This is a genomic window from Paenibacillus sp. YPG26, assembly GCF_023704175.1.
GTDB lineage: Bacteria > Bacillota > Bacilli > Paenibacillales > Paenibacillaceae > Fontibacillus.
The window spans coordinates 705,321-727,500 of the sequence record NZ_CP084530.1 but is presented as its reverse complement, the minus strand read 5'-3'; the positions used below and the strand labels follow the sequence as shown (position 1 = coordinate 727,500).

The window sequence follows — 22,180 nt, the reverse complement described above, 5'->3', positions numbered from 1 at the left end:
AGCCGGCTCTCTACAAATAGTATGTTACTCTCCGCCCATGAAAATATAGCGGCATAGAACTAAGATGGCCAAGATCCACATTAACCAATGGATCTGAACTTTATTTTTAGTGAAGAGATTATTGAACAGGGCCAGAATGACATAGGAGACAATACCCGCTGAAATACCGTTGGCAATACCCCCAGTGAAAGGCATCAGGGCAATTGTAAGGAATGCCGGAAACGCGTGCAGAAAATCATCCCAATCGATATTGCGGACCTGAGACATCATAAGAACACCAACAATAATCAGAGCAGGTGAAGTTGCAGCTGATGGCACAATACTAGCCAGCGGTGAAATGAACAAGGCCAAAATAAACAGGATTCCAGTTACTACCGAGGTAAGCCCCGTACGTCCGCCTTCAGCGACACCGGCAGTACTTTCAACATAAGAAGTAATGGTACTGGTACCAAGCACAGCCCCTGTGCTTACGCCTACAGCATCGACCAGCATTGCTTTACCGATTTTCTTCTCGCCTTCTTCTTTGTTCTTCATTAGTCCGGCCCGAGTAGCTGTACCAACTAACGTACCGAATGTATCGAATAACTCTACGAATGTGAAGATAAATACGATCTCAAACAAACCAATTTTGAAGGCACTTGCTAGATCCAGTTGACCTACTGCCAGATTGTCGAATGTTGGAATCCAGTGTGCACTTGCCAACCCTTCTGTATGGGTTACACCCATTGGAATACCAATTAAGGTCGTAAGCACGATTCCGATCAGCAATGCACCCTTGACGCGAAGAACCATCAAAATTGCGATAATCATCAGACCGATCAGCGTTAGCTGCACATCTGCATTATGAACGAAATCTCCAAGCGCAAAGTTCATGCTGCTGCCCGGTACGGTCTGGGTAGGGTCCTTAACACCCGCTAGATTGGCAACCATTAGATTACTCATCTTAAAGCCAATGATCGCTACGAACAAACCAATTCCGACTGTAATTGCTGATTTAATGCTTGTGGGTACTGCTTTAATTAACAGCTGTCTAACTTTTGTCACGGTCAGAATAAGGAAGATAATCCCGGAGATAAACACAGCACCAAGAGCAGCCTGCCAAGTAATAGTCCCATTAGAGCTTAGAACTATGGTCATGAAATAGGCATTCAAGCCCATTCCCGGAGCGAGGGCGATAGGAATATTCACATACAGACCCATGAGTATCGTAATCAATCCCGCACCGATTGTTGTTGCGAAGAACACGCCCTCCGCCGGAATACCTGCTCCTCCTGGACCTAAGAAGATGTTGTTGACTACCAGAATATAAGCCATGGTCATAAAGGTGGTAATACCGGCAATCACTTCTGTTCTTACATTCGTTCCATGTTCCTTCAGCTTAAAGAACCGATCCATTGTAGAATTTCTCCCCCTTAAAATGAGTCATAAACGACAAAAAAACCCGTGAAACCAACTGTCTCCGGGTTCTATGCTCGGGAGGAAAAGGCGGAAGCAATAGCAGCATTGGACCCGCTTGGCCGCGGCTTCAAGCTTACTCTGCTTCTTGAGTCAAAGCGCCTATTCCCTTCGTAGCCAGATCATTACGGTGACCTCGTAGAAACTTCCAGGCCAATCCCTGGAATTATACGAAAAGCTATAATATTATTATTGTCGAAAATCCTCGTTATAAATCGTATACACACTTTACTTGACTTATTGTAGGCCTGAGCAAAGAGCTTGTCAATACAAAATACGAATATTTAACGTTATATTTACTTTATTGTTCGTGATTTACGTCACAGTAACGAATTGATCTTAGATCTACGGTGAGTTTTTTCCATGTATAGCTAAAAAAGAGAGCAGTCTCCACTAACCAGAGACTGCCCTCCTATATTTCAATCCTATTCCCACTCGATCGTTGCCGGCGGCTTCGACGTGATGTCATAGACAATCCGGTTAACGTTGTCGACTTCGTTGACGATCCGCACGGAGATCTTCTCCAGCACGTCCCAAGGGATACGTGCCCAGTCGGCTGTCATGCCGTCGATGGAGGTTACTGCCCGGATACCTACGGTGTAGGAATACGTACGCGCGTCACCCATTACTCCAACGCTCTTCATATTCGGCAGTGCCGTGAAGTACTGCCAGATCTCCCGATCCAGTCCTGCCTTGGCAATCTCCTCACGGAGAATGAAGTCCGAATCACGTACGATCTGGAGTTTCTCCTCGGTGACTTCACCAAGAACACGAATGGCCAGACCCGGTCCAGGGAACGGTTGTCTCCATACGATTTCTGCAGGCAGGCCGCATTCTTCGCCTACCTTGCGGACTTCATCCTTGAACAAGGTCTTAAGTGGCTCCACCAGTTCGAAATCCATATCTTCCGGCAGACCGCCAACATTGTGATGCGACTTAATTGTATGTGCGGTCGCAGTTCCGCTCTCCACGATGTCCGTATACAGCGTTCCTTGGGCCAGGAATTTGAAATGATCGAATTTCTTGGACTCCTCATCAAACACATAGATGAACTCGTTACCAATAATCTTACGTTTTTGCTCAGGATCATCCACACCGGCAAGCTTCGACATGAAGCGCTCACGGGCATCAATCTTCACAACCTTCATATCGAACTTGCCGACAAAGGTCTCCATGACACTTTCGGCCTCGCCTTTCCGGAGAAGACCATGATCGATGAACATGCAGGTAAGCTTGTCCCCGATGGCTTTGTGAAGCAGAATCGCTACAACTGAAGAGTCAACACCGCCGCTCAAGGCGCAGAGTACATTGTTGTCTCCAACCTGCTCACGAATATCCTTGATTGTATCTTCGATAAATGTACTCATCGTCCAGTCGCCTTCACAGCCACAGATCTCGTACAAGAAGTTACGAATCATCTCGTTACCGTGAACAGAGTGACGAACTTCCGGGTGGAACTGAACACCATACAAACGACGGTCAGGGTTGCTGAACCCGGCTATTGGGGCATGGTCAGTGAAAGCATCAATCTGGAAGCCTTCAGGAAGCTCCACCACGTGGTCACCGTGACTCATCCATACGGTCTGCTTGGACTCAAGTCCCTTCGTAAGCGCGGAATGATCTGCAAAGCTTACATCGGCTTTTCCATACTCGCGCTTGGCTGCACGTTCGACTTTGCCGTTCAACTGCTGAGCCATCAGCTGCATACCATAACAAATCCCGAATATCGGAACATTTAGATTAAAAATCTCCGGATCTACATGCGGGGCATTCTCCGCGTACACACTCGTAGGTCCGCCTGAGAATACAATCCCCTTTGGAGAGATCTCCCGCAGACGCTCCACAGGTGTGTTGTAAGGAAGAAGTTCACTGTACACGCCCAGATCGCGGATCCTTCTGGCTATTAACTGGTTGTATTGTCCTCCGAAATCCAGAACGACAATCATTTCATTTGGCTTATTCATTTCCGAGCCTCCCTCAATTCATGGGTCTTATTATACGAAACGACAAAACAGGTCGTCAAGAAAGATCGGGAAGAGATTCAACTCCGGGAAGCCCCCATCTGACGGCAATGCTCAAGAAAAGACTTTGTCGACATACGGTCCAGATCGCCAGCTCCGTAATACAATGATTCCCACGCATCTAAAAATTGATTAAGATGAGCCTGCTGCGCCGGGTCTAATCCATGCAGACGCTGAACATATTCCCTTCCTGTGAGCCCGGGCGGCCGGGGGCCATAGACGTCGTACAACTGTCTCCAGGCCTTGTCTGAGGCCCGAAGAAGCTGTTCCCGCTGGGGAAACCGCCCACCTCTCCATCTTAAGATCGGCTCTAACACTCTAATCCCCTCTTTCATAGGGGACCAGTAGACACGGGCTAATAAGAACAGAGCTCCACCCAGGCATAGAGCCGCCAATGCAAGCAGCGAATGAGGCATCCAGGCTTGGATCTCCGTGATCATGAGAAAAGCTGAGCTTATACTGTAGGCAGCGGCACTGCCTAATTGATCAACCAGATTTCCATAGGAACTTGTGTCCTTCATATTGAGCGAAGCAGGTACCGCTCCATCGGCCGCTTCAAAGCCTGGCGTTGGATCAAAGGGTACCCAGCCTACGCCTCCATAATATACCTCAACCCAAGAATGCGCGTCCGAGTAAGAGACTGTATACTTATGGGGATCTTCTTCGCTCTTCTGGCCAGGGGCAAATCCTTTGACCCATCTTGCCGGTATTCCCTGCGTCCGGAGAAGCACGGCCATGGCTGTGGAGAAATGGTCACAGTAGCCGATTTTTTGGACAAACAAAAAATTGGCCGTGAAATCCTGACCTGATGGCAGGGCAGCGGGCTTTAGGCTGTATTTATAGTTGTTCTTCAAAAATAACTCAACCGACTTCACCGCCTCGTACCGGGTTCTGCTTCCCTTGGTCAGCTTGGCCCCTAACTCACGGACTTCTCTCGGGAGGGTATCAGGCAGTTCAGTATACACGCTTGAGATCGAGGTGGGGTCTTCCCCTCTCGCTTCATTCAGTGCTGCGGGTGAACTTTGCCGCTGCCTTACGGTAATCTCATAGCCCGAGAGCTCCTTACCTGAATCCGGTGATCTTGTACTGCCGGCTTCCAAGTTCTGAACGTCCGCATCACTATGGTATTGAATCAAGCCGGAGTCCTTATAGGTGACGAGATTATGCAAAGGCAGATCCTGCTTCCCGCCATGAAGCCTATTCACTTTAACCGGGATTCCGCCTAGAGGAAGGACGACCTTTCCACTCTGGGGTGCTTCAAATGTAATGGACTGGCTAAATGCTTCTCCGGACGAGTGAACGGGTTCCTCTGTAGAGATACGTCCATCAAGCGCGGGTGAAGCTGTCTCCTGATCTCCCTGCGTCCAGCCCCGCCCGGTATAGGTGCTTTTACTCTCTCCCCTGTAATAAGTGGGATAAGGCGAGGCTGCTGTGAAGAATGCTTCTCTCCTAAGCGTTAAAGGGCCACCCAGCTCATGGTCATGTTGACCATAACCCGACAGGTTATTATTCCCGCGGCCCTGCTCGGAGAGCTCGGTCTGTGACCAGACTTCAAGGCTGGACACGACTTGCTGAAGCGAGAGGGTCTGCGCTGGCTTAATGGGCAGAGATCCTGCAAGGGTTGCCAGACCAACAATTCCTCCGAGAATGATCGTGATAAGAACGGCAAATCCTGCTGTGGGAGACCGCCGATACAGAGAACTTGTCTCTCCATGCTCTTCGGCAGCACTCTTCTCCTGAATGTCCAGAGTATGCAGGACTGCCTGAAGCAATAGACCAATCAGAACTGTGCGTACCAGCCCCGAGTAAGTGTGCAGACCGAGTCCAAACTCCAGGCTTAGCAAATAGACCACTGTGGCACTGAAGAACAGCAGAATACTTTGACGGCTCAGTGCAAGCAGCTGGACTGAAGCAACCAGAAGGGCCCAGCCTATTAGCAGGATGAACATCCGCATCTCAGGACTTAACACGGCAACTCCTCCCGCGCTGACCACACTGGAAATATCCTTCGCAAAGATGCGGATGCCGTCAGTAACCCAGCCTATTCCCTTGTCCCCGCCATATAAGTAAATCATGCTGCCCATACATAAGAGGGGAAGCATGATTGAGAACATCGCTACAGACATTACGAGACACCCCGCCACAAGCAGGAGAATCGTCAGAATATAGAACAAATCCAGAGGCTTCTCTCCCTCGGGACCAAGCAATTTCAGCAGCGGGGACAGCCATTCCCTAAAAAGTCCGAATATGAACAAGGATAGGATCAGGCGTTCCCCCAAGCCTTTGACCGGGTGCATGCAAGCAACTGAACGTAACTCAGCCTTGGACATTACGATGACCTCCCTTTAGCGGGAAGCTCCGTGTCCTGAATAGGGACAACCCTTGGAGAGAGTCTAAGCCCCGAGTGCAGTAAAAGTTCTATTGTGTCCACCGAAAGCTCAGGAGCCCAGGCTTTATCACCTGTAGTTATTATTTCCAGAGCTATTCCCCGGGCAGCCGCAGATATAGCAGCAGAGGCGATCTCCGGGGTCAGCCTTCCTATAATGAAAGTGATGAGCCCATGACTGTGCTCTTGAACAGTCTCAATTAAGAGACTGTGCCCAGGAATATAAGCATCCAGGCTCACAGCCGCAAGAATGTTCATCCCTTCCTCTTGTTCGATATCATGTCCACAGCTTCTGCCACCATCTGATCTGCTGCCGCAGATCAGCGTTGCCCTCCTGCCGGCAGAGTTCTCCATCCGCAGCAAAGACGCCGCACAGGATACGGCGAGTTCAAATTCCTCAGCTGCAGGCGAATATGACCCCGGGTCGGTCGAGAGCAGAATGATTCGCTCGGCGGGGCCGCCAGCTTCCGGCACTCGTGCTAACAAGCCTGCGCGTCTTGACGAGGCTTTCCAGTGGATGCTTTTCCACGAATCGCCGGGCCTATAATCCCTTAGCAGCTCTCCCTTATGACCTGCCGGCAGCCCTCCCTGCATGGATTCTCCGCCCGCAAGATTTCCTGTCTCGCCAGAGGCCGGCATACTGGATATCTTCGGAACGACAGTTAAGAAGCCTTCAGCCTCTATCGACAGTGTGCGCGTGAACCATCCAAAGAGATCACCATAGGTAATGCTTAGCTTCTCTGTCCTATAAATACCTCTACGAAGTCCGCTTACCCTTCCCGTAAGATCAGCATGACGACGGAAGCCCGTCAACATAACAAATTCGCCGGGGCTGCCCGCACGGACAGCCAGCGGATCATGGACCTTGATCCACAAGGGCGGCAGTCCCCCCTTAAATTCAATATGCAGCGATAACTCCGCACTGTCTCCCGCAGTCGGGCGGACCGGCGACCATTCACGGGTGACCCTGACAAGCCTTGGACTCCCCGCCTGGACCAGGGCACCCTGCAGCATGATTAACCCGACTGCCATCAGCAGAAATACTAAGGAGGGTCCACCGTAGCCCGCATAAGCGGCCACGAGAAGAAGCGAGGCTGACGACGTCCAGAACCATGGCAATATGGACACTTTCATGACGAAGCCCTTGCGATAACCGGTGACATAGGGACTGGGGTCTTGCCCAGCCATTCCAGGACCAGTTCCTCACCCTTAAGCCCAACCAGCTTACTATCCGGACTTAATACGATCCGGTGGGCGAGTACGGCAGCGGCTACCGCCTTCACATCATCCGGGATCACATACATCCGGCCACGGTAATAGGCATGAGCTTGCGCAGCTCCCATCCAGGCCAATGTCCCCCGCGGGCTGATCCCGAGGGAAGTCTTCGGATGCCGCCTGGATTGATCAGCCACAGAGACCAGATAACGCTTAATAGATTCGTCCACAAGCACAGTACGGACCATGCGCTGCATTCCGGCCATTTCCTCAGCAAGCAGGACCGGCTTCATCTCCTCAATCACAGAACCGGCCTGATGACGTCCGAGCATATCAACTTCCTGCTCAGGCTGAGGGTAGCCCAGCGATATCCGCATCAGAAAGCGGTCCATCTGAGCCTCCGGAAGACGGTACGTGCCCTCGAACTGCAGCGGGTTCTGTGTAGCCAGCAGGAGAAAAGGCCTGGGCAGATTATAAGTGACTCCATCCACTGTAACTCTGCGCTCTTCCATGGCCTCCAGCAGCGCAGACTGCGTTCGGGGAGCCGCCCGGTTGATCTCGTCGGCAAGTACAATGTTCGAGAGTACGGGTCCCGGACGAAATTCAAAATCACCGGAATGAGGGTGATAGACAGCCACACCTGTTACATCCGAAGGCATGATATCCGAGGTGAACTGAATACGCCCGAAGGAGCTTCCAAGACTGGCGGCTATGGCGCGGACCAGGGTTGTTTTTCCGACACCCGGAATGTCTTCCAGAAGAACATGGCCGCCTTGAAGCATAGCGATAATGATAAGTTCTATTTCATGTCTCTTGCCGATCACGACTTGATCCACCCGGCTCACCAGACGCTCAAGCAGGACCGTCGTCTGGTCATGAGACAGCGCGAAAGATTTTGACAAGTTCACAACCTCCATCTCCGAAAGGAATCTAGTAAACAGTGTCACCCGTTTCCACTGGAAATAGACATCAGGAGCCTATCATTATCTTCAATCTACAAGGCAATGACCTTATAATTGTCTGGACCTCCGGCTGTATGAGTAATGGGATGGCCCAGCATTTCAAGCAAACTCCGCAAGGGGACCCAGATCGCATCATTACGAGTGGAGAGCGGAATCTGATAGGCTGTGGAGGTCTGACCTCCCTTCCTGCGAAGCTCTACTCTACCCGCTTCCACCCTTACCGTAAGCACGCGAGTCCCCCAGTTTACCTGCGCTGACTGCTGGGCTTGGTTCCATAACACAGTAGCCCCCAGTCGTTCAAGCACTGCTCTGAGCGGTACCATATAACGTCCTGATGACAATTCGAATTCGCCGCTCTTCATCTCGGTCTCTACCCCTCCCGCCTGCACTATCAGCGAAGGCGCACGCTTGAATAGGGCGGCATTAGGTACTACATTAGCAGCAATCCACTTCGCCGTAGGCTGAGCTCTTCCTTTGTACACAGCGCTGACATGCACTGAGAAATGCACCGGCTTAACTTTGGAGGATAATATGCCGAATTCGTATCCATGCGCTTTATAGTAGGAAATAATCACGGGGAGTGCCTTCACGGTCTCCTCATGCCCTGCACCATCATGCATTAGCACAACAAGCTGGTCCTTCAGCTTCGCCCGCTTCACATTGCGGATGAGCTCCGCGGCGGGCACTCCCTTCCGGGAGGAATCCCGGGTATCCACATCCCAGTCAAATACCGTATATCCGCCCTGCTCCAGCAGCTTGAAGTAATTGTGATCGAAATGGCCGAAGGTTCCTCCCGGAGCCCGGACCAGATCAGGCCTTGAACCTGTGATATTTCTGAGGATTTCCTCGGTTTGTTTTATTTGTCCCCAAAATTCGCTAAAATTGTGGTAAAGCTTCTTATATTCATGATCAAAAGTGTGATTACCAAGGGCATGCCCCCCATCGGCAATGCGGCGGATAATTTCCGGGAACCGCTGGGCCTGCTCTCCAAGTACGAAGAAAGTTCCTTTAATCTTGTTCCTGGATAGAATCTGGAGCACCTGATCTGTCAGCTTGGTCGGTCCATCATCGAAGGTTAAGTAGACGATTCTCTTATTTGTTGTATGGGAGGCGGTTGTCACAGGAGACTCAGACGTTCTCCCAGCTATGGGCCGGGCAGAAATCTGGCTCATGGCCGAAATTGGTTGAAACCCTTCCTGTGCGTACACCGTAGATTTCATGGGAGACTGAAGATCAAGCGGGAGTGCCCCAATTATAAGCAGCGCCAAGATTGCAGGTACATACAAACGCTTCAATACGTGCAGAAAGGTTCTGTACATTGAATAACCTCCATCGGTTTCTATGAAATGAACTGGCTTTTGATAGATTATATGGAGGCACACTTGGAAATAGACTATTGGTAGATAGAATAAAATTCAGAGCATTATAAGCAGATTGGAGCTGGAGTGAGCGAATGGATTTCCTTAAATATCTTGAAAGTATATTTGAGCAGCATGGTTATATCGTCCTCTTTGTCGGGCTCCTACTGGAATTCATCGCCCTTCCCTTTCCCGGCGAGACTACGATGGCTTACGCGGGGTATCTGTCTTACAAGGGGGTGCTGAACTGGGGGCTTCTGATCCTTCTTGCTTTCCTGGGGACTACGATTGGAATCACGATCACCTATTGGATCGGCCGCAAGGCTGGGCTTCCATTTATCCATAAGTATGGCAAGTGGTTCTTCCTCCCTCCCAAGAAGCTGGAGGTTACCAGGTACTGGTTCGAGAAGTATGGATACACCCTCATATTTATTGGATACTTTATTCCAGGTGTCCGTCATTTCACGGGATATTTCTCCGGCATTATTGCCCTTCCGTTCCGGAAGTTCGTCATATTCGCCTATTCAGGGGCGCTCTTCTGGACAATTCTGTTCATCGGAATCGGGAAAATATTTGGTCCTCAGTGGAACCGGATGTTCCACCTGGCGGCTACCTACTCTGCTGCTGCAGCGATTGCCCTTATCTTGATTATTATGATTGTCGTTCTCTTCCGATACCGCAAGACGATTAAACAGATGACAACCAGAGCCTTTGGCAAATCCAGGAGCAAATCAAAGGCTTCCAAGACAGATTAGAAGGCTTGAACATTCACAAAAGAAGGGAAGACCGGCATTGACCGCTCTTCCCTTCTTTTGTGCCTAATTTTCACTTATCGCCTGGAGAACCTCGTCCACATGGCCGCCGACTTTTACCTTACGCCACTCTTTCACAAGAATTCCCTGCTCATCAATCAGAAAGGTAGAGCGGACGATGCCCTCAAATTCCCGGCCATACATCTTCTTCAGCTGCCATACGCCGAACAAGCGGCTCACCTCCTTGTCTGTATCCGCTAGAAGCGGAAAGGGCAAAGCGTGTTTGTCAGCAAATTTCTGATGTGACTTGACGTTATCCGCACTAATTCCTATTATAACGGCCCCCTTATCCGCAAAATAGCCTGTACTGTCCCGGAAGTCGCATGCCTGCTGAGTGCATGCCGGAGTTGAATCCTTGGGATAGAAGTAGATGACAACCTTCTTCCCCCGGAACTGACCAAGGCTTATATTCTCTCCTGAAGTGGTGGGAAGAGTGAAATCGGGTACACGGTGACCCAGTTGAACCTGCTGTTCTGACACTAGCACAGCCCCTCTCTGTCTTAACCTGTAGGATAAACAGGAAAATTGATTGTATTTATAAAAGAAATTATAATGTAAATACGAATTAGGCTAAAGAGCAACCATAGGCTCGAAGGGAAGAATGCGATGACAAAAAGAACAAAACGGACTATTCTATGGTCCATCGCCGCCGTATTGATTGCGGTTATTGCTTTTGCAACTTATTATTTCGTAGCTATCTACAATCAAGTGAACAACTTTCACAAGGTGGGAGAGAATTCTCCATTCAGCCAGCTTACGCCTACGGATACCAAAGTGACTGCTCCTCCGAAATGGGAAGGCAGCGAACGTGTCAACATTCTTATGATGGGTGTAGACGCACGCGGCCTGAAGAAAGGGGAGATTCCGCGTTCCGACACCATGCTCGTCGCTTCCATTGATCCGGTGCAGAAGAAAGGGTATCTGTTCTCCATTATGCGTGATACCTACGTCGACATTGCGGGTCAAGACAAGCAGGATCGGATCAACACCGCGATTACCCATGGCCCCGAGTCAGCTATGAAGACGGCCTCGGATCTGCTGGGAATCCCTATACAGTATTACGTCTATACCGACTTTCAAGGCTTCATTGCCCTGGTTGATGCGGTTGGCGGGGTTGACTTCAACGTTGAGAAGGATATGCATTATGCCAGTGCTGCGGACAAGCACGAATATGATATCGATCTGAAGAAAGGCATGCAGCATCTGGACGGCAAGACAGCGCTCCAGTACGTCCGCTTCCGTCACGATGCCCTGTCCGATTTCAACCGGACCGAGCGGCAGCGGAACTTCCTTAAGGCTGTCGCCGACAAGATGAAATCAACAACCTCCATCATGAACCTGCCGGGCATACTGGAGAAAATCAATCCTTACATTGATACCAATATGTCGGTTAATGATATGTGGAAGCTGGCTTCTGTCGGCTACGACAGCCAGATGAGCGGCAGCGGGCAGATTCCGCCAATGAACCTGCTCGTGGAGAAGAATACGTCGGCAGGCTCTGTGCTTGGTGTCAGCAGCGAGAGGAAATTGAAAGAGTACGTTCAGGATGTTCTGAACGGAACCTCTGAGAACGGAACAGCCAAACCCGGAACCGTCTCAAGCAGCATCAGCGACCCTTCATCCGGGAAGACCGCTTCTGAAGATACAAAATGATAGAATGGATGCTTTAAGTCACAGCCGCTTAAGCGGCTGTACATTAGAAAGGAAGTCCTGACGTATGAACCGCAATCAATCCGAACATTTATACAAGGAAGCACTCGAACATATTGTTGGCGGCGTCAACAGCCCCTCCCGCTCGTTCAAAGCGGTGGGCGGCGGGGCGCCTGTTTTTATGAGCAAGGCCCAGGGGGCGCACTTCTGGGATGTGGATGGCAATAAATACATCGATTATCTGGCTGCTTACGGCCCGATCATTACCGGCCATGCGCATCCGCATATCACGGAAGCCATTACCCGCGCAACCGCAAGCGGCGTGCTGTACGGGACACCCACCGAGCTTGAGATCAAGCTCGCCAAGATGCTGAAGGAAGCAATTCCTTCCATGGACAAGGTCCGCTTCGTCAATTCGGGGACCGAAGCCGTAATGACAACCATCCGTGTAGCCCGCGCATATACAAAGCGCAACAAGATCATCAAGTTCGCCGGGTGTTATCACGGGCACTCCGACCTGGTCCTTGTAGCTGCCGGCTCCGGGCCCTCCACGCTCGGGATTCCGGACAGCGCGGGAATTCCGACCAGCATCGCGCATGAGGTCATTACCGTACCGTTCAACAACACGGAGGCGCTCCAAGCAGCCTTGGACAAATGGGGCGATGACGTCGCAGCCGTCATGGTAGAGCCCATTGTCGGCAACTTCGGCATGGTCATGCCGGAGGCCGGCTTCCTGGAAGGCCTCTGCCGGCTCGCCCGCGAGTACGGCGCCCTCGTCATCTATGACGAGGTGATCACGGCCTTCCGCTTCCATTACGGGTCCGCGCAGACTTACGCGGGGCTCGCGAACCATGAAGCCATCAAGCCGGACCTGACGGCGCTTGGCAAAATCATCGGCGGAGGCCTGCCGATCGGCGCTTATGGCGGCAGCAAGGAGATCATGGAGCAGGTTGCTCCGCTCGGCCCAGCCTACCAGGCGGGGACGATGGCGGGCAACCCGGCCTCGATCTCGGCAGGCATCGCCTGCCTGGAAGTGCTGCAGGGCGCGGGCGTCTACGACGAGATGGAGCGCCTGGCTGTACGGCTGACGGAAGGCCTAGGGGCTTCCGCCGCCCGCCACGGGGTGCCGCTTACGATCAACCGGATCCGCGGCGCCTTCTCGACCCACTTCTGCGACCATCCGGTCACGAATTATGACGAGGCCCAGGATACCGATGGCGAAATGTTCGCCGCCTTCTTCCGGCATATGCTGGACCAAGGCGTGAACCTCGCGCCTTCGAAGTATGAAGCGTGGTTCCTGACCACGGCTCATACGGACGCAGACATTGACTTCACGCTGGAAGCTGCGGAGAATGCCTTCCGGAAGCTGAAAGCTTAAGCCCCCTTGCGAGAATTTGCATTAACCATAATGTAATGAAAGGTATAACCCACTGGCCTTTGAGGCTGGTGGGTTCTTTGATTTGTGGATACAGAAGAAGAACAGGAAGAGAAGACCGGGCACTTTAGCGGATTATGAAGATTATCGAGCAGCCCACTGCAAGTGTGACTAATCTTAGAAAGTTCAATTAGCGTACCGACAAGTAATTAGCTGCAGATGAGGCTGGGGAATTATGACAGAATTTGAAACCTTTTTCTTGATCCCGGCGTCTATCTGAATGAACAGATGAACGTTTATAATCCACGCCATCGGGAGGTATACCTTGAAATCATTTTATAAGATATTGCTATTCTCAGCTGTCATTACCGCTATTACCTTTCCTTCCTCTCCCCTCTTCGCTGCAGGGAGCGCATCTTTAGGCGACACAGCTTCACGGCCCGAATCGGCGCTGCAAATTCAGCAAGCCTCAGACTCCGCCGACCAAATTACATTCAAACGGGAAGGAACCCCGGTGTTCGCCTCCAACGCGCCCGAGACTTTGTTCGAAGGCAATCGATCAGACGGCTCCAAGGTTGTTCAAGTTAACAACACCCTATACCGGGACCGGATGAAGGGCAGCTTCCGCTTTTGGTCTGTCCACACCAATGCAACCAAGAAGCGGGTATCGTTCTATATGCATGTCAAGAATCCAGCTGCAAATCCAGTCAAGCTCTATATTAAGCGTAAAGGCTATTCCAGCGGGAGCTCCGCCGATCCGGTTACAAGCCTGAAGGCGGCTACCACGCAGTTCCTGAATCAGTCCGCGGGGACAGGCGGAACCTATCTGGCTACGATTGCTCCCGGCAAATCTTATGTGCTGCCTTATTCCACCTCAATAGCTCCTTATCAAGTCATGAATTATATTGCCGATTTCCGCGCCGTCAACGTAAAGACAGGGCAGAGCGAGACGGTAATCGTATCGGATATTGTTACGAATAATGGCATCGCCAAGCTTGAAGATTATGCCTCAAGCGCCCGGATTGCCCAGACCAATTTTGACTTCAAAACCGGTGACGACTATCGTGGACTGCTGAAATATTCAGCCCGTAAGGTCGAACTTAAGGTCCAGCTGACAGAAGGCACTCCGGCCAAATATATCAAGATGAGTGACTCCGAACCCTTAGCCTATTCCGGCGAACAGGAACGTCTGGCTTCGAGCTGGAATGTGCAGGGCGAGCCCTTGAAGTCCTCTATTGAAGTGGTGGGCAAAAACAACAAACAACGCGGCTCCTACTGGTTCACCGATCTTGTCTATAATATCCAGATTCAGACTCCATCCGATCAGGCGAATATTCATACCCTTTACGGGGCGGCCCCCCGCAGCGAATCAACCGGATATGTTCATTACCGGATCGACAATGGACCCGTAGAGTCCTACAGCTATGGGAACAGACAGACCCGGATTATCAGCAACACTTCATCTTTCACCTTAACTACAATGATCCAGCCTTTCCTCTCCGTACCGTTAGGGCTCTATTTCGTATCAGAATAGCCGAGGAAATATTGATAACCTCAATATTCAAAACCATGAATGAGTTAAGACATGAAGCATTCAATAATCTATAAAAAATTATAAAAAAGCCGTTCACCCAGGATATTCATACACCTGTCTAATTAACAGGGTATGACCCAAGGTGAACGGTTTTTCTAATAGGATGGAACAGGATGTTATTAGCAAATCGTACAATTATGGATTAATAAATACCACTTTCAAATGCGAGCTGTACTGTACATCCAATCCAAGACCTTGAGCGAGCAGCGCGAGCGGCACATAGGTCTTCGTCTCTTTGCCGATTTTGTTCAGGTAAGCTGGTGAGGCAGTCGCCACATTGTGTCCATTCACCTTGATCGTCTTGGAACCAACCGGAATAACAACCTTGCGGCTGCCACTGCTGATTGTCGCACTGTTCGTGCGGTTATCCCAAGCTGTAGTGGCCCCTATAGCTGTAACGATATCCTTGATGGCTACGAAGGTCTGGCCGTTCTTGACCACCGGCTTGTAAGGACTGCTGATCTCTTTGCCCTTCACAATGATCGTTAGCGGCACTTCACTGGACCGGGTGGAAGCATAGAGATACTCTCCCCAGATTTCTTTGGCAAATACTTTGGCAATCACCTCGTAACCGAACTGGTTAGGATGAATGTCCTTCTCCATAATGTGGGTATAGGAGATTTCACCACCCACGAACTCCTTGGCAACATGGGCCACCTTAACTTTGGCACCCTTGGCTGTGAACTCCTCCGCAAGCTGATCAACCGATTCGGTAAAAGCCTCCGCGGTTTGCTCCAGTTGTTCATAAGCGGCTGCTCCGGCAAGCTTTGGCACAGGCTGGTACTGATCCGCAATCACAATTTGCGCATTCGGATTCAGTTCGGTCAGATCCGTTAAAGTCTGGCTTACATGAGTCTTATAGCTCCCAAGCAGTTGAGCCACACTGGCTTCCAGGCTGCCGGAAGTCACCTTGCCTTCAGCAACGGCTGTCATCACCTGCGAGACATCATTGCCCCCAATCGTGATAACGATGACACTCGCCCCTAGCAGATCAGCTTTGGCCGCAGCCGTTGCCTGCCCGAAAGCAGCTGCCCTGGGATCAGCCAAAGCAGGCTGAATCTCATCTGGAGCCAAGGTTCGTCCTTCTTTAATGGCTTTAACGTAGTGGCCTAGGCCCTCGGACTTCAATCCGAGAATTCCATAGTTCACAGTCTGTGTGCGTCCCCGGAACAGACCCTGTTCATGCAGCCGATCCACGTATCCGTAGGCTTTCGGGTTAGTCTGCGTGATCATAGCCGGCTCGAAGCCCGCTGTGATGGAATCTCCAAGAGCCACAATCTTGTAGCTGGCCGGACTTGCTGTCTGAACTGTTCCGCCCGCCGCCGCTGCGGCAGAACCAGCACCTGTAATCATTAGAATGAGCGACAAGACTCCGCTCAGAATGTGGCTTTTTTTAACTGATCGTACACTCAACAAATTCACACCCCTAACTATTCCGATTCCTTACTTGTCTTCCCGCTCTTCTTCATATATTCGTCATAACGTCCATCCAGTTCTTTGGCGATACTGCGGTATTTGAGGGTCTCCTCCACAATGGGATCAAGCTCCGTCTGAATGCGAATTTCATACTTGGGCGAGAGCCGTCTGCGCTCCTCCTCCTGGCGTTCCTCTTCACTAAGTTCAGCCTCCTGAGATAGCAGCTCACTTAGCTGACGTTCAAGCTCCTTGTCCTCACTCATCCCGATAACCCCCTTTAGAGAATTAGAATTATAGTCCTGTTGCTCCCGCTTCCTCAATGACCTGCTGCAGCTCCTGATGAATAAGACCATTCGTAGCTAACATATGGCGAACACCCAGATGATATGGATTGCCCTTCGTGTCCGTCACTGTACCGCCGGACTCCTGCACCAGCAGGGTGCCCGCAGCAATATCCCATGAGTTAAGTCCGACCTCATAATAACCGCTCATCCGTCCAGCGGCCACGTAAGCCAAATGAAGCGCAGCCGAACCCACCGCACGCAGACTCCGTGTTCTTGTTGCCAAAGCCTCGATCCCCTTCATATTAAGCGGCAGGGCGAAATCCCGTTCAGGATTGAAACCGATGGCCATTACGCTTCCCGCAAGGGTCTGATCCTCTGACACCCGTGTTGGATTCCCGTGCATATAAGCTCCCTTGCCCTTTTCCGCCACGAACAGTTCATCACGTACAGGATCGTAAATTACACCTACAATGACTTCTCCGTGATGAGCCAGCGCAATAGATACACAGAAGCCAGGAAATCCCTGCACGAAGTTCGTTGTCCCGTCAATGGGATCTACAATCCACAGATATTCGGCATCCGCGTACTCGGCAATAGCTTCTGATGATGCATGAAGACCCGGCTGAACGCCTTCCTCACCCAAAAAGTCATGATCCGGGAAGTGAGTCAGAATCAGCTTTCGGATCATGAGCTCGGCTCCTTTGTCCACATCCGTAACCAAATCCTGAGGAGACAGCTTCGTGTTGAGCTCCTTGTGATTACCGAGTCTTGTCTTGATCCACTCTCCGGTCTTGGCAGCAGCGTTGATCGCCACGGCGGTTGGACTTTTACTGCTGACTGTATATGGAACTTGATCTTGATCATGGCTCTGGTTCACATTCCGGTTCAAATCTCTCACTCTACTTTCTGTAATAATCTACTAAATATTTCCTTTTTTCTTCACTCTATACGTTACTTGAATAAGGATCCATTCGTCAACCGTATCTGCAGCAGAAAGATGCCCTTTTTGGCAAATGTGAACAAGTATTCAGGAATGGGCCGAGGACCCTCCTCTCCCAGGAGGAACAAAAAGTCCGTTCCCGGGTGCTAACTTGTACATACCCGGTAACGAACCTTTTATCAATCCATGCTTAAGCTCCGACGATATTATATCCGCCATCAACAAAGATAACTTCACCTGTAATGCCACGGGACAAATGACTCAGCAGGAACATAGCCGTATCTCCGACCTCAGCTGTTTCGGTTGTTTTGCGCAGAGGCGCTTTCTCTTCAACCTGCTTGAGGATTGAGTTGAAATCACTGATGCCCTTAGCCGCAAGAGTACGGATAGGCCCTGCAGAAATCGCGTTAACGCGGATATTCTTCGGCCCCAGGTCATTCGCCAGGTAACGTACCGAAGCCTCAAGCCCAGCCTTGGCTACACCCATAACATTATAGTTGCGCATTACACGCTCTGAGCCCATATACGTCATGGTCATAATGCTTCCGCCTTCGGTCATCAGCGGTGAGAGACGCTTAGCCACAGTGACGAGAGAGTACACACTAATATCATTGGCAAGCGCGAAGCCTTCACGGGACGTGTCCGCAAATTCGCCTGCAAGATCTTCCGCCTTGGCAAAAGCAATGCTGTGCACAAGTCCGTGCAGTACGCCAAATTCACTCTTCAGCGTCTCGGCCAGTGTATCAATCTCTTCATCCACCGTTACATTGCACGGCAGGATCAGTGAGCCCGGGATCGTCTCAGCCAGCTTACGCACACGGCCTTCCACCCGTTCACTCTCATATGTAAATGCCAGACGGGCACCGTGTGCCGCGAGGCTCTGTGCAATAGCCCAAGCGATACTGCGATCATTGGCTACGCCCATAATAATAATATTCTTGCCTTCCAATAAATTGCTCATTAAATAAGTCCTCCTTCAGTCGCGTGTGACACGCATCTTACGTCCAACTTACCTTATTTTCCTAAAGTTTTCAAGGTTAGCCCCTTGGAGCTCAAGGCTTAATCTCCACACTCGCCTCATTCATAATATGAACACCTTCACCCGAATAGAGCGCAAGCCGCTCCATCAAGTCGAACAACGCCCCATCCTTAAGCTTCGCCTCCAGCATCACGTCAAGCCGCTCGGTGCAAGGAGCAATCCGGCGCAGGAAATCCAGCAGCGGGCCAACCTCCACATGATCTGCATGGCTTCTAGCATCGGATGCACTCTTCGGGCTGGAAGCATGAATCTTCGGAGGCAGGGGATGGTCCGGCCCGGTATCAACTTGGGCGAACGGGGACTGCCATGTCTTCAAGATACGGGGCCAGAGCTCCGCAGGGTCATCTCCCTCGTTATTCACCCATTGGTGATGAATGTCGAGCACCATCGGAATACCAAGCTGCTCACACAGCTCAAGCGTCTCAGGGGCATTAAAGGTCTTGTCATCATTCTCGAAGGTCAGCTGCTTCTTAAGCTTGTCCGGCAGCGCAGTCACATTCTGAACAAACCGCTCCGCCGCGGATTTCTTGTCCCCATAAGCGCCTCCCACATGAATATTGTTCTTCGCTCTCGCGTCCAGCCCCATAGCTTCCAGCATACTTACATGATGCATCAGATCCCGGATTGAACTCTCCAGCACCTCCGGGCGGGGTGTGCTGAGCACGGTGAAATGATCCGGATGAAAGGATACTCTCATCTTCTCTTTCTTCACATAGTCTCCCACAGCGCGGAAATCGTCCCTGAGTGCAGCAAAAGGATCCCAGTCTCTAAGCTCCCCATGCGTGGCAAGCGGGATCAGCTTGGACGAGAAACGGTAGACCTGAATATCATAAGCACGGTTGTGCTTCAGCAGCCGCAGCGTGTTATGCAGATTCTCGGCGGCTACATGCTCCAATCTGCGCAGGGCGGCCTCCCGGTCAGCCAGCTGCCCAAAGCTCTTATAGGTCATAGTCTTGGACGGGGAAGCATTCTTCACAACAGTCGACATGGCTACATAACCAAAACGTACGATCATCCCACAACTCACCTGCTCCTTATCCAGAGTGAAAAAGAAACCGTTAATCCTCAAGGGATTAACGGTTCATATCTTGTGTTATTCCACCATTCGGGAATAATCATTCATATTTCATTACCCGTTATGCTCACCAAAAAACATCTCGTAAGCCAGCGCGGTCTGAATCCGCGATTCTTCCTCATTCAGCGGACGGACAAGCGACATCTCCACCTCGGTAACTTCGTCGCCGTTGAAGTTAATCTCGGCGATACAGCCGAGAATCTTCACGATCGCGACGGCACGGTTGTCCGGCGTATAGGCGATGACCTTCTGTCCGGTCGGGAAGACGCGGAGGCCGGATTTGACCATTTTACCGCGTCCATATTCCAGCAGCTCATACAGCTCTTGCTCACTCTTGAACTTGCAGACGGAATTGAACTCTGTTTGGAAGCCCATAATTAATTCACTCCGTTATTGAAATCTAGGTTTTGTCTTGTGTTAAAACGTTCCTGAGCCAGCTCGATCAGACGATCCAGCAGGGCTTCGTACGTCACACCCGTCTCTCTCCAGAGCAGCGGGTACATACTGAATGGAGTGAAGCCAGGCATGGTGTTCACTTCATTAATAAGCAGGCTTCCATCCGCCTTCAAGAAGAAGTCCGCGCGGCACAGGCCGCTGCCTTCCGTTGCCTTGAACGCTTTGACAGCGAGGTCGCGAACCCGGTCAGCCACTTCGGGATCCAGCTCGGCGGGAATCACCATCTGGGATTTGCCGTCCAGATATTTGGCCTGATAGTCGTAATACTCGCTCGAAGATACAATCTCACCTGGAACGGAGGCCTCAGCTTCATCGTTGCCGAGGACGCCGACCTCGATCTCACGGGCTTCCACGAACTCTTCCACAACTACTTTGGTGTCATAACGCAGAGCATAGGCTACCGCTTTGGCCAGTTCTTCCTGGTTGGAAGCCTTGGAGATGCCTACACTTGAACCCAGATTGGCAGGCTTGACGAAGCATGGATAGCCCAGTCTCTCCTCCATCCCTTGAATCAGCCTATGCCTGCTGCGCTCCCACTGCGCACCTGTGAAATAGCAGTACTTACACTGCTCGAGACCCGCATCGGCGAACAGCTTCTTCATGACTGCTTTGTCCATTCCTGCCGCTGAAGACAAGACACCGGCGCCGACGTACGGAAGACCCGCCATCTCGAACAGACCTTGAATGGTACCATCTTCCCCGTAAGTACCGTGAAGCAGCGGGAAGGCGACATCAACAGCAGCCTGGCCGGTAGCCAGCTTGCTGAACAGCTGCTGGATAGCCTCGGATGTATCGCCTGCCCCATTCTCCAGGCGCAGATCACCGAGCTCACCGTAAGGAGCCGAGAGCGCGCCCCCGACTCTCCATTCTCCCTGCTTCGTAATATAGAAAGGAAGCACCTCATATTTATCATAGTTAAAAGCATTCATCACAGCGAAGGCCGTTTGCAGCGACACTTCATGCTCGCCAGACTTACCGCCGTAGATCAGACCGACGGTTAACTTATCCTGTCCCATGGTTAACCTCTCTTCACTTAATTATGATCAGAACCGGTCTGCAAGATGGAAGAAGCGGTATACCGTATTCTTCGTCCAGGCGTAGGAGTCGCGGTAGTCCCAATACCGGTGCTTGCTGTTCGTGGTATGGGCGTTCACCAGCGGCGCCCCTCCTGCATCGAATGCGGTTACGATCGTGCTGTGCTCATATTTGCCGTTGCCATCCCAGTCATAGATAATGACATCGCCTAAATGCAGCTGCTGCGGATGGTCAACGACCTTGGCACCCAGGCCGCCTCCGCTTAGGTAGCGTTCCAGGCTGTTCGCCACGGACCAGCTGAAGCTCCAGGCTTCTTTTCCACCCACGTATCCCTTGTACCACCAGCCCGATTCTCTTTTTCCAGTATAGTTTATTGGAGCTCCGCCTGCAAAGAGGCTTTGGGAGATGAAGTTCGTGCAGTCTACGGCAAATTCCTCAAATTCCGGGTTGGCGCTGTTCCACCATCGGTCGGCGTAGGCAGCAGCTTCAGACCTGTTATACACATTCCCCCGGCCTGACCCTCCAAACCCCAGCACCTCACGATTCAGATAAGGGCCCGCAAGTGAGCGGGGAATCTCAAGATCTGTGTCCTCGGCGGTATAGGGGAGCCCCGTGTGCGGGTGCCTCTCGGCCACCTGAATCTCCACCCGTATGATGGACCAGTTCCCATCCTCCTGCTGCAGGGTCAGCCGCTCCTGATCCATGCGCTCTTCCTTGTGGGTGACTCCGCCTTTCTCATAGTAGATGGTCCGGTGCAGCTGCAGATCCACCTGAACCTCATCCTGGCGGTTCGCAAGTTCCCTAAGCAGCTTGGCCCGGGTCTCACTCCGCAGCGGGAATGCCCTTCTTCTGCCGTACCACTCGGACAGCGCCTGTCTCCGCTCCCCCCGCTGAATCAAATACTCCAGATCCGTGACGATCGTGGGTACAGCATTAGGCCGAAAATCCACCTCATCCTTGTTCTGCTGCTGTATATAAGCGGATAATGCGCCTTTCCACTCTTCCGCCATTGACTCATCCTCCTTCCACAATTCCGCATCAGAGAGGCCGTCCATACCGTATGGGCCTCCCTCTGTTTCTTCATTTATATGAGCAGACAGCAGTCAG

At 51.4% G+C, this 22,180-nt stretch carries 19 protein-coding genes and 1 riboswitch; of the genes, 4 read left to right on the top strand and 15 right to left on the bottom strand.

From position 1 onward, the window contains the following. Positions 1–24: 24 nt before the first annotated feature. The 6 genes from LDO05_RS03255 to LDO05_RS03230 all read right to left on the bottom strand — a co-directional run bounded on the left by LDO05_RS03255 (position 25) and on the right by LDO05_RS03230 (position 9,358). Complete coding sequence (locus LDO05_RS03255; RefSeq protein WP_251377488.1) at positions 25–1,395, bottom strand: NCS2 family permease; 1,371 nt, start codon at positions 1,393–1,395, stop codon at positions 25–27. Positions 1,396–1,549: 154 nt separating this feature from the next. After that, positions 1,550–1,649: riboswitch (purine riboswitch) on the bottom strand. Positions 1,650–1,880: 231 nt separating this feature from the next. Beyond that, positions 1,881–3,419, bottom strand: coding sequence for a glutamine-hydrolyzing GMP synthase (gene guaA / locus LDO05_RS03250; protein ID WP_251377487.1), 1,539 nt, complete (start codon positions 3,417–3,419; stop codon positions 1,881–1,883). Positions 3,420–3,496: 77 nt separating this feature from the next. Further along, entirely contained in the window at positions 3,497–5,806 is a 2,310-nt protein-coding gene (locus LDO05_RS03245) for a DUF4129 domain-containing transglutaminase family protein (RefSeq protein WP_251377486.1), read from the bottom strand. Beyond that, positions 5,806–7,050 carry a DUF58 domain-containing protein gene (locus tag LDO05_RS03240; protein WP_251377485.1) on the bottom strand — a complete coding sequence of 415 codons (1,245 nt, stop codon included), beginning with the start codon at positions 7,048–7,050 and terminating at the stop codon, positions 5,806–5,808. Before LDO05_RS03240 ends, LDO05_RS03245 begins: the two co-directional genes overlap by 1 nt. Next, on the bottom strand, positions 6,993–7,961 hold the full coding sequence (locus LDO05_RS03235) for an AAA family ATPase (RefSeq protein WP_481857043.1): 969 nt from the start codon (positions 7,959–7,961) through the stop codon (positions 6,993–6,995). Before LDO05_RS03235 ends, LDO05_RS03240 begins: the two co-directional genes overlap by 58 nt. A 110-nt stretch (positions 7,962–8,071) precedes the next feature. Further along, positions 8,072–9,358 (bottom strand): polysaccharide deacetylase family protein, encoded by a 1,287-nt coding sequence (locus tag LDO05_RS03230; protein ID WP_251377483.1) that lies wholly within the window; start codon positions 9,356–9,358, stop codon positions 8,072–8,074. 134 nt (positions 9,359–9,492) lie between these two features. On the opposite strand from LDO05_RS03230, the gene LDO05_RS03225 reads away from it, so the two are divergent. Continuing rightward, on the top strand, positions 9,493–10,152 hold the full coding sequence (locus LDO05_RS03225) for a DedA family protein (protein ID WP_251377482.1): 660 nt from the start codon (positions 9,493–9,495) through the stop codon (positions 10,150–10,152). Between the two features lie 63 nt (positions 10,153–10,215). Here the strand turns inward: LDO05_RS03225 and bcp are convergent, their stop codons facing one another. Further along, a complete protein-coding gene (bcp, locus tag LDO05_RS03220; RefSeq protein WP_251377481.1) occupies positions 10,216–10,689 on the bottom strand; it encodes a thioredoxin-dependent thiol peroxidase in 474 nt (157 codons plus the stop codon). Positions 10,690–10,815: 126 nt separating this feature from the next. Here bcp and LDO05_RS03215 point away from each other — a divergent pair, with 126 nt between their 5' ends. The 3 genes from LDO05_RS03215 to LDO05_RS03205 all read left to right on the top strand — a co-directional run bounded on the left by LDO05_RS03215 (position 10,816) and on the right by LDO05_RS03205 (position 14,768). Continuing rightward, positions 10,816–11,862, top strand: coding sequence for an LCP family protein (locus LDO05_RS03215; RefSeq protein WP_251377480.1), 1,047 nt, complete (start codon positions 10,816–10,818; stop codon positions 11,860–11,862). A gap of 64 nt (positions 11,863–11,926) precedes the next feature. Next, complete coding sequence (locus LDO05_RS03210) at positions 11,927–13,237, top strand: glutamate-1-semialdehyde 2,1-aminomutase (protein ID WP_251377479.1); 1,311 nt, start codon at positions 11,927–11,929, stop codon at positions 13,235–13,237. A gap of 322 nt (positions 13,238–13,559) precedes the next feature. Next, positions 13,560–14,768, top strand: a complete 1,209-nt coding sequence (locus LDO05_RS03205; protein ID WP_251377478.1) for a hypothetical protein — start codon at positions 13,560–13,562, stop codon at positions 14,766–14,768. Positions 14,769–14,963: 195 nt separating this feature from the next. Here LDO05_RS03205 and LDO05_RS03200 read toward each other — a convergent pair whose 3' ends face one another. From LDO05_RS03200 to LDO05_RS03165, 8 genes are all read right to left on the bottom strand, one after another. After that, positions 14,964–16,241, bottom strand: coding sequence for an SGNH/GDSL hydrolase family protein (locus LDO05_RS03200; protein ID WP_251377477.1), 1,278 nt, complete (start codon positions 16,239–16,241; stop codon positions 14,964–14,966). Positions 16,242–16,258: 17 nt separating this feature from the next. Then, positions 16,259–16,507 (bottom strand): hypothetical protein, encoded by a 249-nt coding sequence (locus LDO05_RS03195; protein ID WP_251377476.1) that lies wholly within the window; start codon positions 16,505–16,507, stop codon positions 16,259–16,261. A gap of 28 nt (positions 16,508–16,535) precedes the next feature. After that, positions 16,536–17,405 carry an inositol monophosphatase family protein gene (locus LDO05_RS03190; protein WP_251377475.1) on the bottom strand — a complete coding sequence of 290 codons (870 nt, stop codon included), beginning with the start codon at positions 17,403–17,405 and terminating at the stop codon, positions 16,536–16,538. Positions 17,406–17,658: 253 nt separating this feature from the next. Further along, entirely contained in the window at positions 17,659–18,429 is a 771-nt protein-coding gene (gene fabI / locus LDO05_RS03185; protein WP_251377474.1) for an enoyl-ACP reductase FabI, read from the bottom strand. A gap of 91 nt (positions 18,430–18,520) precedes the next feature. Next, positions 18,521–19,522, bottom strand: a complete 1,002-nt coding sequence (uvsE, locus tag LDO05_RS03180; protein WP_251377473.1) for a UV DNA damage repair endonuclease UvsE — start codon at positions 19,520–19,522, stop codon at positions 18,521–18,523. Positions 19,523–19,636: 114 nt separating this feature from the next. Next, a complete protein-coding gene (locus LDO05_RS03175; protein WP_251377472.1) occupies positions 19,637–19,957 on the bottom strand; it encodes a hypothetical protein in 321 nt (106 codons plus the stop codon). A gap of 2 nt (positions 19,958–19,959) precedes the next feature. Continuing rightward, a complete protein-coding gene (locus LDO05_RS03170; protein WP_251377471.1) occupies positions 19,960–21,054 on the bottom strand; it encodes a D-alanine--D-alanine ligase in 1,095 nt (364 codons plus the stop codon). Between the two features lie 27 nt (positions 21,055–21,081). Beyond that, positions 21,082–22,083, bottom strand: coding sequence for an amidase domain-containing protein (locus LDO05_RS03165; protein WP_251377470.1), 1,002 nt, complete (start codon positions 22,081–22,083; stop codon positions 21,082–21,084). Positions 22,084–22,180 lie beyond the last annotated feature (97 nt).

Coding starts and splice junctions, on each gene's coding strand:
- LDO05_RS03255 (WP_251377488.1), bottom strand. CDS start 1,395: ATGGATCGGTTCTTTAAGCTGAAGGAACATGGAACGAATGTAAGAACA.
- guaA (WP_251377487.1), bottom strand. CDS start 3,419: ATGAATAAGCCAAATGAAATGATTGTCGTTCTGGATTTCGGAGGACAA.
- LDO05_RS03245 (WP_251377486.1), bottom strand. CDS start 5,806: ATGTCCAAGGCTGAGTTACGTTCAGTTGCTTGCATGCACCCGGTCAAA.
- LDO05_RS03240 (WP_251377485.1), bottom strand. CDS start 7,050: ATGGCTGGGCAAGACCCCAGTCCCTATGTCACCGGTTATCGCAAGGGC.
- LDO05_RS03230 (WP_251377483.1), bottom strand. CDS start 9,358: ATGTACAGAACCTTTCTGCACGTATTGAAGCGTTTGTATGTACCTGCA.
- LDO05_RS03225 (WP_251377482.1), top strand. CDS start 9,493: ATGGATTTCCTTAAATATCTTGAAAGTATATTTGAGCAGCATGGTTAT.
- LDO05_RS03215 (WP_251377480.1), top strand. CDS start 10,816: ATGACAAAAAGAACAAAACGGACTATTCTATGGTCCATCGCCGCCGTA.
- LDO05_RS03210 (WP_251377479.1), top strand. CDS start 11,927: ATGAACCGCAATCAATCCGAACATTTATACAAGGAAGCACTCGAACAT.
- LDO05_RS03195 (WP_251377476.1), bottom strand. CDS start 16,507: ATGAGTGAGGACAAGGAGCTTGAACGTCAGCTAAGTGAGCTGCTATCT.
- fabI (WP_251377474.1), bottom strand. CDS start 18,429: ATGAGCAATTTATTGGAAGGCAAGAATATTATTATTATGGGCGTAGCC.
- uvsE (WP_251377473.1), bottom strand. CDS start 19,522: ATGATCGTACGTTTTGGTTATGTAGCCATGTCGACTGTTGTGAAGAAT.
- LDO05_RS03175 (WP_251377472.1), bottom strand. CDS start 19,957: ATGGGCTTCCAAACAGAGTTCAATTCCGTCTGCAAGTTCAAGAGTGAG.
- LDO05_RS03170 (WP_251377471.1), bottom strand. CDS start 21,054: ATGGGACAGGATAAGTTAACCGTCGGTCTGATCTACGGCGGTAAGTCT.
- LDO05_RS03165 (WP_251377470.1), bottom strand. CDS start 22,083: ATGGCGGAAGAGTGGAAAGGCGCATTATCCGCTTATATACAGCAGCAG.